Origin of the sequence: Pedobacter westerhofensis (assembly GCF_900182595.1) — a bacterium.
Classification (GTDB): domain Bacteria; phylum Bacteroidota; class Bacteroidia; order Sphingobacteriales; family Sphingobacteriaceae; genus Pedobacter; species Pedobacter westerhofensis.
In genome coordinates, this window is record NZ_FXTN01000013.1 from 46,956 (window position 1) to 64,474 (window position 17,519).

The following is a 17,519-nucleotide window of genomic DNA, read 5'->3' on the forward strand; positions in this document are numbered from 1 at the left end:
TTAATCTTTATCTATTGTTCAATCCACGGTTTAGTCATTTAGCCGGTCAAGGCTTGTTCTGTATCATCGCCGGAATAACCAGCGGACAGCTGTATCCTTCACATGCCATCAGTTTCACATTGATGCTGAAGGTTTCAAAAATGTTTTTATGGCTGATCACTTCGAGCGGACTGCCAATGGCCACTTTTCTCCCCTCTTTCAGCATCAGGATCTTGTCCGCAAAGCGCGATGCAAAATTGATATCATGCAAGATACAAATTACGCAGTAGCCTTTATCAGCCATGCGGCGTGCCAGTTCCATCATTTGCTGCTGATACAACAGATCAAGCCCGTTTGTAGGCTCATCCAGGAAGAGGCATGCATCGGGACAGTCATATATCTGTGCCAGCACACGGGCCAGCTGCACCCGCTGCTGCTCTCCGCCGGAGAGGGTGTTGTAATCCCTGCCGGAGAGGTGTGTGATGCCGGTATCTTCCATCACAAGCTTTACCACTTCTATATCACGCAGAGCAGGCAGCTGCTCAAAATGCGGGTATCTTCCCATCATCACCAGTTCATTGACGATAAAAGAAACGGATATGGTATTCTGCTGTGACAGCACAGCACGCTGTTTGGCCAGCTCAGGCAGCTTGTATTGCTGCAAATTCTTCCCCCTGAAGATGATATGCCCATGAGCGGGCACAAGTTCACGGCAAAGCAGTTTCATCAATGTGCTCTTCCCGGCACCATTGGCTCCCAGGATAGCCAGCAGCTCCCCTGATCTGGCTTCAAAGCTCAGCCGGCGCAGCAGTTCCTTTTTTCCTGCCAGGTAACTCAGTTCATTTACCTCTATCATATTTTATTTTTATTGCGCTCGGTAATGATAATATACAAAAATACCGGTGTCCCTATCAATGCCGTTAATATGCCAATTGGCAGTTCTGCAGGCACAACAATCGTTCTCGCCAGCAGGTCTGCCAGAGTTAACAATGTAGCTCCCAGTATCGCAGAGCCAGGAATCACCAGCCGGTTGTCAGCGGTAAAAGTCATCCTCAGGATATGCGGTACAATCAGCCCGATAAACCCAATTGTTCCGGCTACTGCTACGGAAGCACCTACAGCCACCGTTGCCAGCACAATGATCACGCGTTTCAGATGACGCACATCAATACCCATATGCAGTGCTTCGGCATCGCCAAGGGCCAGTGCGTTTAAGGACTTGGCCATCAGCGGCAATCCGGCCACTGGGATCACAATAAAGGGCAAAAGGCCCGTAACGGTTGCCCAGCTGGCACCACCCAAACTGCCCAGGCTCCAGAAAGTAATGGTTCGCAACTGTTCGTCGGTAGCCATATAAGTTAACAGACCTGTAAATGCGCCTGCTAACGCATTGATCGCGATACCCGATAAGAGCAAGGTAGTAGTCACCGTTCTGCCGTTCCTCACCGATAACCTGTATACGACAGTTGTAGTAATACAGGCACCCGCAAATGCGGCGAACGACAAAGCATAAAAGCCCATCGCCCCGCTCAGCGACCTGAACAGGCCTACTTCCAGAACGATCATTAAAACGGCAAATAGCGTAGCTCCGGACGAGATCCCGATTAAACCCGGTTCCGCCAGTGGATTTCTGAAGAGCCCCTGCACCGCTGCACCTGATATACCCAGCCCCGCCCCGATCAACACACCAAGAAAGACCCTGGGGAGTCTGATATTAAGGAGGATTGCTGCCTGCTGGGGCCTGAAAGTCACCGGATAAGAGAGACCCGCTTGGTTCCCCAATATGGCAAGCAATTCATTAATGCTGATTTTAACAGCCCCAATACAGGAAGATAGGATCATGGTCCCGACCAGCAAAACGAGCAGGGAGGTCAGTATATAGGCGTTTTTCCTGGTCACTTTAGTTTTGCTCCCAGTTCCTGAATGGCAATTCCCAAACGTGGGCCGAAGCTGCTCAGCAGTTCACCGTCCATGCTGATAATCTTGTTATTTTTACCAGCGTTTGTTTCTTTAATCCCCTGTACTTTTGCTAACCCAGCAGCGCCGCCGAGGCTTTGCAGTCCGCTGTCAAATAATAAAATGATATCCGGATTTGCTTTCACCAGGGCTTCGGCAGTTAAGGGTTTATAATCCGCAAATTCTGTAACCGCATTCTGACCGCCGGCAAGCGCAATAGCTTTGTCTACCGCAGTCCCTGTACCGCCAACCATCATGGTTCCGGTACCGCGGGCATATATAAATAAGACCCTGGGCTTTTGAGCACCTGCTGCCGGAGCAGGCACTTTTGCAAGATCAGACTCCAGCACCTTGATCACAGAATCGCCTTTAGCCGAAGCATGTAGACTATCGGCCAGTAAATGGATCATCTTTTTTGTGCCCTCGATGGAATAGTCCTGGTCTACCAGCAGCAATTTAACACCCGCAGCCTTAAACTGTGCAGCCAGTGCAGGACTTACTTCTTTCTTAAGACCAATGATCAGGTCTGGCTGTAATGCCATTACACCTTCGGCATTGATGTTTTTGTTATGCCCTACCTTAGGTTTGGACTTCATGCTTTCGGGATAATTACTGGTGATATCCGTACCAGCAATATTTTTCTCCAGCCCAATTCCGGCGAGTACCTCAGATATTGAACCGTTTAGAGAGACAATCTTTGTGCTGTCGGGTAACGTTGCCGCAGCTTCTTGGGTATTGTTATTGCAGGCGCCCAGGCTTAAAGCGAGGAATGCCATAGCTAAGTGATGAAATTTCATAATCGATAATTTTTTAAAAATAAAAAAGGCGGCCTCCGTTAGCACGCGGAAGCCAGCCTTGCACAACAAACTAACCAAGTTTAGGCCGTTTTAACCAGTTTATATTCAATAACCGGTTTACCCCTCACCCCACTGTCACTTGGGTGGAAGCTGATAAATTTCAATTTATAGATGTTTCCTGCACCATCTTTAACGAGGTAAAAACGATCCGTTTTAACTCCAATAGTACCTGTAGTTGCTCTCCAGTTTGAACCGATCACATCTCTTGTACCAACGAAAGCAATTCCTGTCAGGTTCGCTTCTTTGAAATCTGCATAAGCAACAGTATTGTTTGCTGCAGTTCCCGAGTAGATCACCTCAGCAGCGGTAGCACCTCCCACAAAGTTGAGGATAACAAAATCCGAAAAAGTGTAAGGCGTAGTTGCACTGGCTTTGTAGGTAGTTAATCCCCATTCGATATCCCAGGCAGCTTTTTCAGGTTCAACAGTAACCGCACCATTTACAAAAGAAGCATATTTGAAATTGTGGGTTGCGTCTTTAGCAATATTGAGGGTTTTGAATGTTGTTTCAGTAATTTTTGCATACTGCAGCGTATAACCACTTGAATTACGTATGACGCGAATCTTTTGCCATCCGCTGTTTCCTGCAACACCTGCAGCACCACGGTTGACGATATAAACCTTGTTATCAGCTTCAGTAGCAGAAACTGCCTGGATCACTGTTCCTGATAAATAGGCAGTGGCAGTACCTTCCACAGGATCAATAGTTGTGAACAGGCCCGCACCCTGGCCTAGTGCCAGCGTTGCTGAGGTTACCAGTGAAGTTGTGTCCGCTGCAGTCACATCGTTCAGATTGGTTTTGGTAGTCGCAATAGCAGTTGCACCAACGCTATGGTTAAGAATTACCCTGTAATCTGTTCCAGAGTAAAATCCCAGGTCCCACGAAGCCCTGGCTACACTAGTTTGTTTATCGGTGCTGAAGTCTACAAACACGCTATTTCCAGCGCTCGCACCTGCTTCAGCCCCGATAAGGCCGTTCAATGTCATCGTACTTCCGTCTGAAGGCGATACGGTAACAATCGGATCTTCATCCTTGCTACAGGCAGCAAAAGCTGCTGTCAAACATAATAAAGCAATGATATTAGTAAATTTGTTCATAATGTGTTAGGGATATGATATAATAATTAGTAGCTATTTGTTAAAGTTGAAACTAAGACCAAGTATATAAGAGCGTCCATAGTTCAGCGGAACATTCCCGCCGGTACTATGCGCTGCAGTGGTGACAAGTGCCGTATTGCCGAGCATTTTGGTGTCAAACAGATTTTTCACACCTGCATTTAAACTGAGGGATTCCAGTATTCTCTGTGTAAACATCAGGTCGGCCGTAGTGTAAGCACCAATCCTGGATAACCGCAGCTGCTCCAGATTGTCCAGCGTTGCCAGCTCATACGCAGGTTTCCTGCCGGTATATTTGAAGGCCAGGTTAGCTGTTGTCCCGGTTTTGCGGTAGGTATACGTAAGATTTGAATTTACCTCGGGCGACCATACAAATTCTGGAGACTCTCCATACTGCTCCGTGGATTCACTATACTGATTGTACGTCCCTATGTATGAAAAACCAACTGAAAACTGCCAGTCTCTGCGGTAAAGCGTGTTTTCAAAAGTTCCCCCCGTAGTTTTATATTTTGCAATATTGATGAGCGTAGTAATTGTCGGGTCTGCAGCATAAATCCCGTAATCAATCCTGTTTCTAAAGTTATTATAGAAAGCACTCAGCACAGAACGGAAGCGCAGCTCATCTGCCGCGGTTTGAGACATGGACAATGAACCTGTAAAGCTATTGGACTGCTCAGCTTTAAGATGCTCATTACCCATAATGGAGTGGCTGGCATCGAAGAAGTCATAGTACAGTTCGCGTAAAGCAGGCGAACGGAAGCCGCTGGCATAGCCAAAACGTAAATCAAATAATTTGTTAAGCCTGATCTTTGTATTGATAGAAGGGATCACAGGCGGAGCATCATAAACAGAGTTGCTGATAAAACGCAAGCCTGGCCGGATCGTCACCCCCTTAATCAGGTTAAGCTCTGAAGAAATAAAGAATGCATAATCACTGATAGATGGCGAACCTTTTATCCTTGCGCCACTGGCGTTGTCGAGATTGATTTCGGCGCCGGGCTGGAAAGAAAGCTGATCAGTCAGCTTATACTGGGCAGTGGTACGTATGTTGGTCGACTGAAATTTGGACACATCCTGTTCCCCTGCACCGGTAGAAAGGCTTTCAGACCCGTTGGTATAATCATGAACAAACGTTTTAGTAGCGCGTTCCAAATTTGAATATCCTACAATCCCACTCAGCTGCAGGCGGTCGTTAGCTGAGTAGTCACCGTGTAACTGCTGACTGTACCTGTGTGTAATGTATTGCTGGTTTGTAGCTTTAAAATTATTTGGGTTATAACCGCCTTTGCTATCAATCGTTTCATCCACATAATCCAGCCTGTACCATACATTAAAATTGCTTTTGGCATAACCGAATTTTGTGTTTGCCAGCCATTGCTCTTTTGGTTTCCAGCGGTTGGTATTTGCAGAAATCTCATCTGCCGTAGTCAACGGCCCCGGTACATTAAAGCCACCAAAGTCGTTATGTGTTACTCCGCCCAGAATATTCCATCCCTTGTTTTGCCATCCCGCGCCCACATGCTGCAAATGCGACCCATCTTTGGTAAATGGCGAATAAGTATCACCTACGGTCTCTTCCTGCACACGGGCATTGATATTTAAAGTTTTCTTTGCTGCAGATTTTGTAATGATATTGATCACCCCTGCCAGTGCATCCGTTCCGTAAGAAACAGAAAGCGGGCCTTCTACAATCTCAATATGGTCAACCGTATTGATGTCAATCTGGTTTAAGCTTTCGCGGGTATCGCTACGGTCTACCATCGGTACGCCGTCCAGTAAAATCTTTACGTTTCTTCCCGTCATCCCCATCATTTGGATATCACTGGTGCCCAGGGTAAGGTCGTTGGAAAACCTGAAACCGAGCTCCGTATTCAGCACCTGCTGTATGTTGGTTGCCGCACGCAGGCGGATACGTTCTGCAGTAATGATGCGGGTTTGATATACAGAATTTCTGAGAGATTGCGGCTGATATTGTCCGGTTACAACTACTTCTTTCAGCGCGTTTTCAAGAGAATCGTTGCTGAGCTGACTTACCTTATTTTTCTCTCTTCCATACGCGTTTTTTTTATCCTGCCCAAACGAGTTTAAGGTAAATATGAATACAACCAACAGGACCGGCACAACTCTCATTAGTATCTATTTAGAATAAGTTTAAATAATGATACAAGTATAGGGAGTAATCTAGAACAATTCCAAATAAAAAATAAATTAAATCTAAGAACCTGTTAGACAGATTATTATATCCTTAAATCAAGGTTCTCGGATGGCTGCTGAAAGATCGTAAGCCCTGGATTGACCATGATTTCTGAGGTATGACATGGGGGATTCCGCAGATTTATCTTAGACAAGCCTTTTGAAATCTTCTGAGATTGGTTGGGTCGCTTTATGACGAAGGCGATTTACTAAAAGAATGTAGAGGAAATTGGATTATGCAAAAACATTTATAAACTGGAGCCAGATCCTATGATATGGGGCCCCGTATTACCTGGAAAAAGTAAAAATTGATTTTACTTATGCGTCCAAGAACCCTGAAGGTAATAAGATATCACACGGATAGATAATAACCAACCCTTTAGATGTGTTTTTATTGAGGGTTAGGGAGAATTTATTGAACGATTCCGCTAAGCACGGCAAACCTGATCAGTGCGGCTGTGTTTCTTGATCCGGTTTTCTCAATCAGGCTTTGACGGTGGCCTTCAATTGTCCGCTTACTTATAAAAAGTTTGTCTGACATTTCATTATTTGTCAGCCCCTCAGCAATCAGGTGCAGGATCTCAATCTCACGGATAGAAAAATCGATCTCATGACTGGCTTTATCGAACGGTGTATTCACTGTATGCAGTAATTTATCCAGCAGACGGATAGAAAGTTCTGAACACAGGTACTTCCCTCCTGAATTGACATGCTTTAAAGCAAAGAGCAGTTCATCTGCGCTCGCACTTTTTAACAAATAGCCGGATGCTCCCTCGGCAAAAGCCTGGGCTACATACTTCTCATTATCAAGCATTGAAAGTATAACAATCCTGGTTTGAGGGCTGCTCACCTTCATTTCCTTGATCAAGGAAATTCCGTCCATCTCAGGCATATTGATATCCGCCAGAATGATATCAGCTTTAATGCCTTCAGCCAGCATATTGATTACCTCAAGGCCATTTACGGCTTCTCCTTTGATACTGATTTCTTTGTCGGCCCCAAGCAGCATGCTAATTCCATTGCGGACAATATTGTGGTCTTCGGCTAATATTAGATTTATCATAATTGCATGTGTTTAATTGGATGATGGCTGCTGATTGGCTTCTCCGACATCCATCAGCATCATTTTTAACCGGTTGATATGGACCTGGATTTCATCACTGCGCTGTTGTACCTGCTGCTCCTGGTTTCCATTGTATTGCTTCTGCTGATGACCTTTTAAAGTTTTCAGCAGATTTTTTCTTTCCTCCAGCATTCTGATGGCTACCCAAAGCGAATCCTCTATTCCTTTTAACTGTTCTTCTTCAAGAGATTTCTCTGTAAAGGTATGACCTGTATAACATCGGTACCGGGGGATCACATCATCAGCTATCTGTGCAAGAACCCCGCCACAATCCGGGCAGGTCAGGGATGTCAGCTCTCCGAGCTTTTTCAGGTCTTCTACATTGCTGCTCATGCGCCTTGCAATCTCGGCCTCCAGCCTCACATCTTCCGGCACCAGGGTTTCTTCACAGACAGACCTGCTGAACAGATCAGAAAGGATATGCCCCATTTCATTGATAGAAACGCTGTAATCCACCTCCATGTTATTCAGCACATTATTTGGCATATCAGGAAAATCGGCTTCCTCCGGTTGCTGGATCATGCAGCGCCCCCCGCTTCTCTTGATCGCGAACATTCCCGAAGTTCCGTCATCCAGCAGTCCTGTGAGGATGATACCAGTCACACAGCTGTTATAGGTAGCTGCCGCAGATCGGAAAAGCACATCAATAGATGGCCGCCAATGATTTTCATAGGCTCCTTTCGTAATTCTGATCGTTCCTCTCTCCAGCAGCATATGGTGGTCAGAAGGAGCAAGATAAATTTTCCTGTTCTGGATCAGGTCCTGATCTCCCGGCACACGGCATTCCATCAAGGTGTTTTTCTGAATGGTATTTAAAATCACGTCGGTCATAGAATCGGGCGAAACATGGATGACAATGAAAACAGCTGCATCCAGGTCTTCATGGAAAGTAGAGACCAGTCTTGACACCGCCGATATTCCCCCGGCAGAAGTCCCGATAGTGATAATATTCTTTATTGTTTCATTTTCCATAGGTATAAAAAATAAAATGTTAAGCTGTAATTTCTGGTAAGTTCAGCGTAATCGTTACCGTCAGCCCCTTTTTTGTGTTATTGAATTTAATTTTTCCATTCAAGAGGTACACTCTGTTCCTGATCCCGCTGAGCCCGGACCCGTTTTTACTGGCATCTTCAGGATCAGTATGAAGCCCAATACCATTATCAGATACCTTTATGATTACTTGTTTAGCGGCAAAACTTACTTTTATTTCCGCCCGGCTGGCATGCGCATGTTTGATACAATTGCTGATCATCTCCTGTATCATCCTGAAAATATAAAGCTGTACCTCGGGATCGAGCGAATCAGCATATATATCAATATAGGCATCGATCTGAAAATCCGGGCTGCTTGTCCGCTGCGCCATTTCTTTCACCCCGGCAACAAATCCGAAATCTTTCAATACAGATGGCGTGAGCTCATAGGATAGCTGACGGGTTTCTTTGATGGCCTGGTCCAGCAGTTCATTTACATTTTTGAATTCCCCTTTTAACTGATGCGTCCGCTGTACGCTTTCCAGGTTTAGCCTGATCCCGTAAAGGAGCTGGCATACACTGTCGTGCAAAGCCCTGCTGATTGCATTCCTTTCTTTTTCCTGGGCAGTAAGCGTAGCAGATAAGATCAGTTTCTGCTGGCCGTTCTTCAGCATTTCGGCTTCCTCCTCCATCTTTTTGCGATCAGTTATATCCATCAGGATCCCCGCGAAACAGGTTTTATCGTCCTGCACCCTGATCTCGTGACCCTTGGCAGCGATATATTTGACCTGATCAGCGCCCGCTAGAATCCTGAATTCCAGATCGATCTCTTTCTGTCCGTTCAGCGCACTTACCAGATGCTGTCTGACCTGCAGCTGATCCTCGGGATGGATAATTTCGATCAGTCCTTTCACTGTGCCCTCAAATTTTCGGCCACTGACACCCAGGATATTGCAGCTGTGTGTATCCAGAAAAACTGTATTCGCATCAGAGTCTATGGTCCAGGTTCCTGTGGCCGACGCCTTAAGCGTCATTTCCAGGCGCTCTTTGGTTTCTGTTAGTATTTTCTGGGCATTTCTGCTCTCCGTAATATCAATCAGCGTAATATAGTACTTGATGTCCGAAGCCATCATACTGGATATTGCAATCCCTTCCATCCGGGTATAAATGATCTGGTCATGTGGCAGCATCAATTTGATCTCTGCACTCTGTTTACCATCACCATACTGCATCCGGTGCAAAAAATTATAGAAGTCCTGCCACGAATGCGGGGCAATAAAACTTTGAAATCTTCTCCTGATAATGGTCTGCTTGGATATGTTGAGCAGGTCTACCCCATTTTGGTTTGCTTCTTCTACTACGCCCAGGTAATCCAGGATAAAATATCCCACCGGAGCAAGATCATATAATCCTACAAATTTTGCCCTCTCCTGGTCCAGCGTAGCATAGGAGGCTTTGAGCTCATCATTCTGCATCTCCAGTTCCAGCTGGTAAACCTGCAGCTCATTCAACAGAATATTGATTTCATCTGAATTCAGATGAGGAGCTGCCGGGTCTGAACCCTGCTTTCCGCCCGCCGGACGCTGAGAGTTCTTATTCACTGTTCTTGGTTTTAAAAGTGAGTACCGAGACTAATGTTTTGCCTGTATCATCCTTACTGATTTCCTGGGCCGAAACAAAAAATCCCATCATTCCCAGGCCCGCAATCTCCTGCTGGATAAAAATCTCTTCGGTTCCCGCTGAGTCTAAAAGATCATCCAGTTTACTGGTTTTCCATTTATTGTGAACAAGTTCCAATAAGGGCTGTTCAAGAATGTCTTCTTCCTTTAGTTTAAAGAGCTCCAGAAAGGCTTTATTGCTCACCAGGACCTTTTTGTCCTTATCTAAAATCAGTGCGGCATCTGCGGACAGGTTCACCGTATTTTTCGCATAGTTGATCAGGCTGGTGAGTTTGTTTTCCATCGCCTTTACCGGTGTGATCTTTGTAAAAGTAACCACGGCGCCGCTGATGAAATTATCCATGGTGCGATAGGGCATGATCCGTAAGTTGTACCACTCATCTTTTTTGGTACTCACCTCCATTTCTTTGCCTACCAGCTTTTCTATCACCTCTTTGATGGCATCTTCCAGGAAAGGATATTCAAAATTAGAGACAATATGCGTGATGGAACGGCCCACATCTCCCGGAATTACATTGAACAACCTGGTCACCTGCGGAGTGAACCTGAGTATATTCAGATGGTTATCCAAAAAGATCGTGCCTATCTCGGTATTATCGAGCAGGTTTTTCATATCATTATTCAACTGGGTCAATTCCTCAGCTTTATTCTGATACTGCAGATTGATCGTCATCAGTTCTTCATTCAGGGACTGCATTTCTTCCTTAGTGGTCAGCGCCTCCTCATTGGTACTTTGTAATTCTTCGTTGGTGCTCTGCAGCTCCTCATTGGTAGATTTCAGTTCCTCCAGCGAGGTCTCCATTTGTTCTATGGTACTGTGCAGTTGCTGCTTGGTATAGATCAGTTCTTTTTCCAGTTCTTCTACAGCACCCTGACGCGAGGGATCAATGTTTTTTCCTTTGTCGGCACGTCTTTTCTTTACAGGGCCATAATCATGGAATGTTACCAGCAGCATATCCTGCAATGGTACTTCCACGATATAATCTACCCTAAAGCCCACCACATAAATCTGATCTCCCTCCTTTATTTTTATTTCGGGCACCTCTACTTTGTCCTTTTTATCCCAGGCCTGGTGTATTGCATTGCCAAGTGCATAGCGCAATTCTTCTTTCGCCAGCCTGTGTATATTAAAGATCGCCTCCCCTGAGTTGATCTGCATAAATCTGGAGGTCTGACCGTTGATATAAAGGATGTCTCCCCTTTCGTTTAGCAACAGAGAGGCCGGCGTAAAACTCTCCAGCAGGATTTTATGAAAAGTTTCTGCCATCGGACTTTTCAGGCTTTTGACAGGCAAATGGATTTTCAGGTTCTTATTATTTTGATTGGCTACATGAAAAGGAAAATCCAGCATATTCCCCAAAGCAGCTGTGCCTTCTTTCTTTTGAAAGATTTTCCACTTGTTGTCCAGACTGCTGAAGCTGTCCCCAAATGTACCGACTGACTCTGCCGGACCGAGGAACAACAGGCCGTTTGTAGCCAGAGAATAATGAAAAACCGGAATAATCTTTTTCTGCAGTTCAGAGGTCAGGTAGATCAGCACATTCCGGCAGCAGAGTAAGTCTAAACGTGTAAAAGGGGCATCCTTGATGAGGTTATGCTGTGCAAAAACAATCATCTCCCGCACCTCTTTCTTAACTACATAACCTTCATTTACTTTAATAAAAAACCGCGCAAGACGCTCCGGGGAGATCTCTGAGGTAATATTAGAAAAGTAACTTGCAGAACGGGCATGGTCTATCGCCTGAGGGTCGAGGTCTGTGGCAAATATTTGCAGCTTGGGAACTTTGGTCAATTTCACCGTATCCAGGTATTCAATTACCAGCATTGCAATGGAATAAGCTTCTTCTCCTGTAGAACAACCGGCAATCCAGATCCGGATAGGGTCATTCTCTTTTTTTGCAGCCAGTATGGGGTACAGTTTGTTTTTTAACGCTTCAAATGCATCGCGGTCCCTGAAAAATTTTGTTACCCCGATCAGCAGCTCATTAAACAGTTGCATGATCTCACTCGGATTCTCACGCAGAAAATTAATGTAATCAACATAATCAGTCAGCTGATGGAAAGCAATTCTCCGTTCGATCCTGCGCACAATGGTACTCTTTTTATACAGCGTGAAATCATGACCTGTATTGGACCTTAGCAGCATCAGTATCTTCTGCAGATGTGTGTGATTGCTCTGGTTCATTGTAAAATCCGTTTCGGCCTGGGGGTCCCTGATTGCAGGGTGGTTCAGGTACTGGATCAGTTTTACCGGCATTTCCTCCGGAGATAGCACATAATCTACCATATTGGTTTTGATCGAAGTGGCCGGCATACTGTCATATTCTGCCGTAGCAGGATCCTGTACCATCACCATTCCGAGTTTTTCCTTGATCATTCTTATGCCCGTTTCCCCGTCGGCGCCCATTCCTGAGAAGATAATCCCTACTGCATTGTTCTGTTGATCCTCGGCCAGGCTCTGCAGGAAATAGTCGATAGACATATGTGCGCCTTTATACCGCGAGGCTTCCATCAGTAAAAGCTGTCCGTTATGAATGCCCATGTCTTTTCCGGGCGGGATAATATAGATATGATCGGGCTGTACCATCATGCGCTTCCTTGATCGCCATTGAAGTGATGGGCTGAAGAATTCTTGCAACATCTATCACATGCGACTTATCCAGGTGCATGATAATTACAAATGCCATTCCGCTCCTGATCGGCATGTGCATAAAAAATTTTTCAAAGGCATGGAAAGAACCGGCAGAGCCACCCATTCCTATGATTGGAAAGGAGGATTTTGTTTTCCCGGATCCGTTTGATTTCATTTGTTTCGTCATTTTCTTTGGTCAGAACATATAAGAGTAAAATACTCATTATGTTTCCAATTACAAAAATATATTAAACAACAAAAAACAAAGAGTTAAAAATACACTGATAAGTGTGAATTAAATGCGTACTCAATTAATTTCGGCTAAACTGGCAACAAGCTTGCATGCAATAGCACTTCTCAACAAATTATTCCTGTGCAGCCGGGCCAATTGATTCCCGTTCCACAAAAATGAGTGACAACACCATTTTCTTATCATACATCAATAGCACAATCAAATATTTGTTACACCTTTGGCTTATAAATTCAAAGACATGAAAAAATTATTTGTACTATTATTTGCTGCTTCTGCGGCTTTATCTTCTTTAAACGCATCTGCACAAGACAACTGGACAGCTGACAAAGCACACTCAAAATTAGGATTCAGTATTACCCACATGATGGTAAGTGATGTTGAAGGTGCATTCAAAACTTTCGAATCTACTATCGTTTCTTCAAAACCTGATTTTTCAGATGCAGTAATTAACCTGAGTGCAGACGTAAATTCAGTAAATACTGACGACGATAAAAGAGATGGCCACCTGAAAAGTGCCGACTTCTTTGATGCTGAAAAATATCCTAAACTGACTTTCAAAAGTACTTCAGTGAAAAAAGTTGCTGCTAACAAATACAAAGTTGCAGGCTTGTTAACTTTGCATGGTGTCACTAAACCAGTTGTTTTAGATGCAGTGTTAAGAGGTACTACAGTAAACATGGCTAAAAAAACTGTTGCGGGTTTTAAAGTAACCGGAACGATCAAAAGAGCTGATTTCGCTCTGGGCGCGAAATATCCTAATGCAATGTTAAGCGACGAAATTGCATTGAATGCAAATACAGAATTCGTTAAAAACTAATTCCCGTCTGTTTAATAAATCAGTTTAAGATCTTAATTACAAAGATCAGCAAGACCTGAAAGAGAAGGCTATATCAAATTCATTGAATTCCAGAAGCTGAATAAAAACTCCTGGAATTCAAATGAATTTGATATAGCCTTTTATTTTTAACTTCAATCTTGAGCGGTCCGGACAGCGTTCGGGCCAATCGTATTCAAAACACCTTATCCATGCGGCATCAATCTGCCGCATACCCGCCAGCTGAGCGGGTCATGGGCGGGTGTGCACCGGGTGGGCACCGGGTGTGGACCGGGTGGGCTCCAGACAACAAGCTTTTAGCATCGCGGGTGAACCAGTATAAGAAAGACAACAGGGTGGACCCTCCGCCAGCAATTGGGTTCGGACAGCTTATAGTTTACCTTGATCTGATGTTGCCCTGGTTCTCCGGTGGTATTGCTCTGGTGTTGGTTTGGTTAAAAACCTCATCAATACCTCTACAAGACCTTACCAGAGTCTCGCCAAACAGCTTATAATCTAAAGCACAAATCAATCAGCTCTCTCAGCGCAGTTGTTGTGGAATATCAGATATTTCTGCGGCCATCAATTTGACCCGGTTGTTTCGGGATTAGCGTTCAACTCATGATTTCATCCGGCCTTGATAAAAAATTAAGATTCTGATTTATTTCGATAAATTGCAAGCCGATTGCTGATAGAAACAAATAGATGACTGAGATTAATAAGGACACACATATAGCCATCATCGGACTTGGCTATGTTGGTCTGCCGCTGGCAGTAGCATTTGCCAAATATTTTAAAGTAACTGGATTTGATACCAAACCCGGCCGTGTCGCAGAGCTGAACGCAGGCTTTGACAGCACACTGGAGATCAGTGAAGAACAGCTGAAGGAGGTAAAACACAATCTTTCTTTCAGCAGCGAGCCTGTAGATATCCAGTTTGCAAGGGTCTATATCGTTACCGTCCCTACACCGATCGACAAATACAACCATCCCGATCTTCAGCATTTATACGCTGCCAGCAGAACCGTTGGCCAGTATCTCAAAAAAGGGGATTTGGTGATTTATGAATCTACCGTATATCCGGGAGTAACTGAGGATGAATGTGCACCAGTACTGTCAGAAGAATCAGGACTGATCTTCAATAAGGATTTTACCTGCGGGTATTCCCCGGAACGGATCAATCCGGGAGATAAAGAACATACACTTACACAAATCGTCAAAATCACGGCTGGCTCCACAGAGCAGGCGGCGCTGAATGTAGACAAACTATACCGCTCCATCATAACCGCCGGCACGTACCGCGCATCAAGCATCCGCGTGGCCGAAGCGGCCAAGGTTATTGAAAATGCACAGCGCGATATCAACATCGCTTTTGTAAATGAACTGGCCAAGATCTTCAACCTGATCGGACTGGATACAAATGATGTTTTACAGGCAGCAGGCACCAAATGGAACTTCCTGAATTTTAAACCCGGACTGGTGGGAGGACACTGCATTGGTGTAGACCCTTATTACCTTGCCCAAAAAGCACAGGAAGCGGGATATCACCCTGAAATTATCCTTGCCGGACGGCGGCTGAATGACGGCATGGGCCAGTATATTGCTGATGAGGTGATCAAGCTCATGGTACGCAAACAGATTCAGGTAACGGATAGCGAGGTACTTATTCTGGGATTCACTTTTAAAGAGAATTGTCCCGATGTGAGGAACACAAGGGTGATCGATATCGTAACCCGTTTAAAAGAATACCATGTAAAGATCTGTATACAGGACCCCTGGGCAGACCCTGAGCAGGTTTTGCAGGAGTATGGCATCACCTGCCAGAATGAGGAGGTCACCGGCCGCAGATTTGACGCAGTGATCGGGGCAGTGGCCCATCAGGAGTTTGAAGCTGTAGATATTGCTGCCCTATCCAAAGAAAACACCGTGGTATACGATATTAAAGGGATGTTCGCCCCGGAATTCACTCACGGGCGACTTTAATCACATGTATAACAACAGCTACCATACCACAGATCTCCGCGATACCGCTTTCCTGATTACCGGAGGCGCAGGTTTTATCGGTTCAAACCTGGTCAGATATCTTCTGGCCCATGGCGCTGCAAAAGTCCGGGTGCTGGATAACCTGTCAACAGGCTCACTCAGTAATCTGCAACAATTCATATCTGATCCTGCTTTTGAATTTACCGAAGGTGATATACGCGATCTGGAGACTTGTAAGCAATCCTGCAGAGGAATCCACTACGTTAGTCATCTTGCGGCATTAGGCTCGGTACCGCGTTCTATTCATGATCCCCTGAGCACAAATCAGGTCAACATTGATGGCTTTCTCAATATGCTGATGGCCGCAAAAGACGAAAACGTAAAAAGGATGGTTTATGCCGCTTCGTCATCTACTTACGGCGACAGCAAAGAGCTGCCCAAACAGGAAGATAAAATCGGAAACCCGCTCTCGCCCTATGCCGTAACCAAACTGGTGAATGAGCTGTATGCAGATGTGTTCCGGAAAACTTATGGAACAGATAGTATCGGCTTAAGGTATTTCAACGTTTTTGGCCCCAACCAGGATCCCGGCGGAGCCTATGCAGCGGTGATCCCCCTGTTCATTCAGGCAGTGCTCAGCGGGCAGCCCGCAATGATCAATGGCGACGGCAGCCAAACGCGCGACTTCACTTTTATCGAAAACGTAATCCAGGCAAACGTGAAAGCGATGCTGTATCCCGCACCGCTGCCACATACGATTTACAATGTGGCCTGCGGAGAACGGATCTCTCTCAACGGGATATGGGCACTCTTAAAGGAGCTTGCCGGTACTGACCCGGGGCAGACCTTCAGGCCTTCAAGGACCGGCGACATTCACGACTCGCTTGCCGATATCAGCAGGATCAAAACCGATCTTGGCTACCAGCCGCTTTTCTCCGTAAGAGAGGGAATCAAGCTCACTTTAGACTGGACAAAAAACAAACTTTAGTTTAGCTGCAAATGCAAATGGTATGCATCCAGCAGGCCAAAAACCTGCTCTTTATACGAGCCACACAACAAAGTCGATAAATTATCAATAATTAATCTTCAATCAGTTAACTCATATCAGTTAAATTAATTGATCTCTTTGGAAATAAAGTTGTAAACCAGCAAAGCATTGCCCTCGCCATCCACATCTTTGTCCCGATATACCCCCAGGCGCATGGTAGTAGCAGTAAGGGAAATGATCTCATAATATGACCAGTTGATTCCGCTGATCCCATTCTTTGCTGGCTTATATCCTCTCAAAATTGTGCCGCCGGTAATGGTCAGCCGTTTCTTTAAAAGGTTTAGTGACCAGGATCCTGTTTGTGTGATATTCCCTTCCATCGGTTTTACGGCTTTAAAGCCGGGCCCGCCTACCAGGCCAAATGTCATTACCCCATAATCGCCCTTAGCCATGTTATCGGGATAAATCCCCTGCCCGGCATCCCACCACACTGTGCTGAAATTGGTGGGATCGTAAAAGGTAAGCGGCCCCAGAAAAACGTTCCCCCCGGTATCCAGCACCCATTGCTTTTCTTTGCCCGGGCCGCCGGAAATGTCGTAATACATCTGATCGGTAACATAAGACAGGTTTTCCTTTGTTACTTTTACCACTACAGAATCCAGCCGCACAATACCACCATCGGTGGCAGCAGAAAATTTAATCGTGTAATCACCTTTAAACGCAAAATGTACGGTATCTGTCATTCTCGTAGAAGTTCCTGTCCCAAAATCCCAGATCGAAATCGTCTGGGGCGTCAGGTTCTTCAGGATCACGGTATTCCCTCCGGAGTCTGCCTTTAAATCCTGTGTTACAGAAAATTTGATATCAGATTTGGCGGGCAGGGCGCCCATTGAATGTTCATCCTTTTTGCAGGCTGCAGCAGCGGTCACCAGGAGCATTAAAAGTATTTTTATCACGTGTTTCATAACCTTTTTAT

13 protein-coding genes and 1 pseudogene are annotated in these 17,519 nt (G+C 45.3%); 3 read left to right on the plus strand and 11 right to left on the minus strand.

The window, feature by feature from the left end:
- Window positions 1–46: 46 nt before the first annotated feature.
- The 10 genes and pseudogenes from FN831_RS22580 to FN831_RS28485 all read right to left on the minus strand — a co-directional run.
- Window positions 47–835, minus strand: coding sequence for a heme ABC transporter ATP-binding protein (locus FN831_RS22580; RefSeq protein WP_142530477.1), 789 nt, complete (start codon window positions 833–835; stop codon window positions 47–49).
- Window positions 832–1,878, minus strand: a complete 1,047-nt coding sequence (locus FN831_RS22585) for a FecCD family ABC transporter permease (RefSeq protein WP_246101696.1) — start codon at window positions 1,876–1,878, stop codon at window positions 832–834. The genes FN831_RS22580 and FN831_RS22585 overlap by 4 nt, the downstream gene beginning before the upstream one ends.
- A complete protein-coding gene (locus FN831_RS22590) occupies window positions 1,875–2,732 on the minus strand; it encodes a heme/hemin ABC transporter substrate-binding protein (protein ID WP_246101698.1) in 858 nt (285 codons plus the stop codon). The genes FN831_RS22585 and FN831_RS22590 overlap by 4 nt, the downstream gene beginning before the upstream one ends.
- An 80-nt stretch (window positions 2,733–2,812) precedes the next feature.
- Complete coding sequence (locus FN831_RS22595; protein ID WP_142530478.1) at window positions 2,813–3,889, minus strand: HmuY family protein; 1,077 nt, start codon at window positions 3,887–3,889, stop codon at window positions 2,813–2,815.
- A 33-nt stretch (window positions 3,890–3,922) separates the two neighbouring features.
- A complete protein-coding gene (locus FN831_RS22600; RefSeq protein ID WP_142530479.1) occupies window positions 3,923–6,037 on the minus strand; it encodes a TonB-dependent receptor plug domain-containing protein in 2,115 nt (704 codons plus the stop codon).
- Window positions 6,038–6,512: 475 nt separating this feature from the next.
- On the minus strand, window positions 6,513–7,163 hold the full coding sequence (locus FN831_RS22605) for a response regulator (protein ID WP_142530480.1): 651 nt from the start codon (window positions 7,161–7,163) through the stop codon (window positions 6,513–6,515).
- 12 nt (window positions 7,164–7,175) lie between these two features.
- Complete coding sequence (locus FN831_RS22610) at window positions 7,176–8,195, minus strand: chemotaxis protein CheB (protein WP_142530481.1); 1,020 nt, start codon at window positions 8,193–8,195, stop codon at window positions 7,176–7,178.
- Window positions 8,196–8,214: 19 nt separating this feature from the next.
- Window positions 8,215–9,795, minus strand: a complete 1,581-nt coding sequence (locus FN831_RS22615) for a PAS domain-containing sensor histidine kinase (RefSeq protein WP_142530482.1) — start codon at window positions 9,793–9,795, stop codon at window positions 8,215–8,217.
- A complete protein-coding gene (locus tag FN831_RS22620) occupies window positions 9,788–12,187 on the minus strand; it encodes a CheR family methyltransferase (protein ID WP_394348336.1) in 2,400 nt (799 codons plus the stop codon). The genes FN831_RS22615 and FN831_RS22620 overlap by 8 nt, the downstream gene beginning before the upstream one ends.
- Window positions 12,179–12,692: pseudogene (locus tag FN831_RS28485) on the minus strand (chemotaxis protein CheB); the annotation flags it as partial. The pseudogene FN831_RS28485 and the gene FN831_RS22620, both read right to left, overlap by 9 nt.
- Window positions 12,693–12,996: 304 nt before the next feature.
- On the opposite strand from FN831_RS28485, the gene FN831_RS22625 reads away from it, so the two are divergent.
- From FN831_RS22625 to FN831_RS22635, 3 genes are all read left to right on the plus strand, one after another.
- Window positions 12,997–13,575 carry a YceI family protein gene (locus FN831_RS22625; RefSeq protein WP_142530483.1) on the plus strand — a complete coding sequence of 193 codons (579 nt, stop codon included), beginning with the start codon at window positions 12,997–12,999 and terminating at the stop codon, window positions 13,573–13,575.
- Window positions 13,576–14,277: 702 nt separating this feature from the next.
- On the plus strand, window positions 14,278–15,555 hold the full coding sequence (locus FN831_RS22630) for a nucleotide sugar dehydrogenase (RefSeq protein ID WP_142530484.1): 1,278 nt from the start codon (window positions 14,278–14,280) through the stop codon (window positions 15,553–15,555).
- 4 nt (window positions 15,556–15,559) lie between these two features.
- Window positions 15,560–16,543, plus strand: a complete 984-nt coding sequence (locus FN831_RS22635; protein WP_142530485.1) for an SDR family oxidoreductase — start codon at window positions 15,560–15,562, stop codon at window positions 16,541–16,543.
- 125 nt (window positions 16,544–16,668) lie between these two features.
- On the opposite strand, the gene FN831_RS22640 is transcribed toward FN831_RS22635, so the two are convergent.
- A complete protein-coding gene (locus FN831_RS22640) occupies window positions 16,669–17,508 on the minus strand; it encodes a hypothetical protein (protein WP_142530486.1) in 840 nt (279 codons plus the stop codon).
- Between the last annotated feature and the right edge of the window lie 11 nt (window positions 17,509–17,519).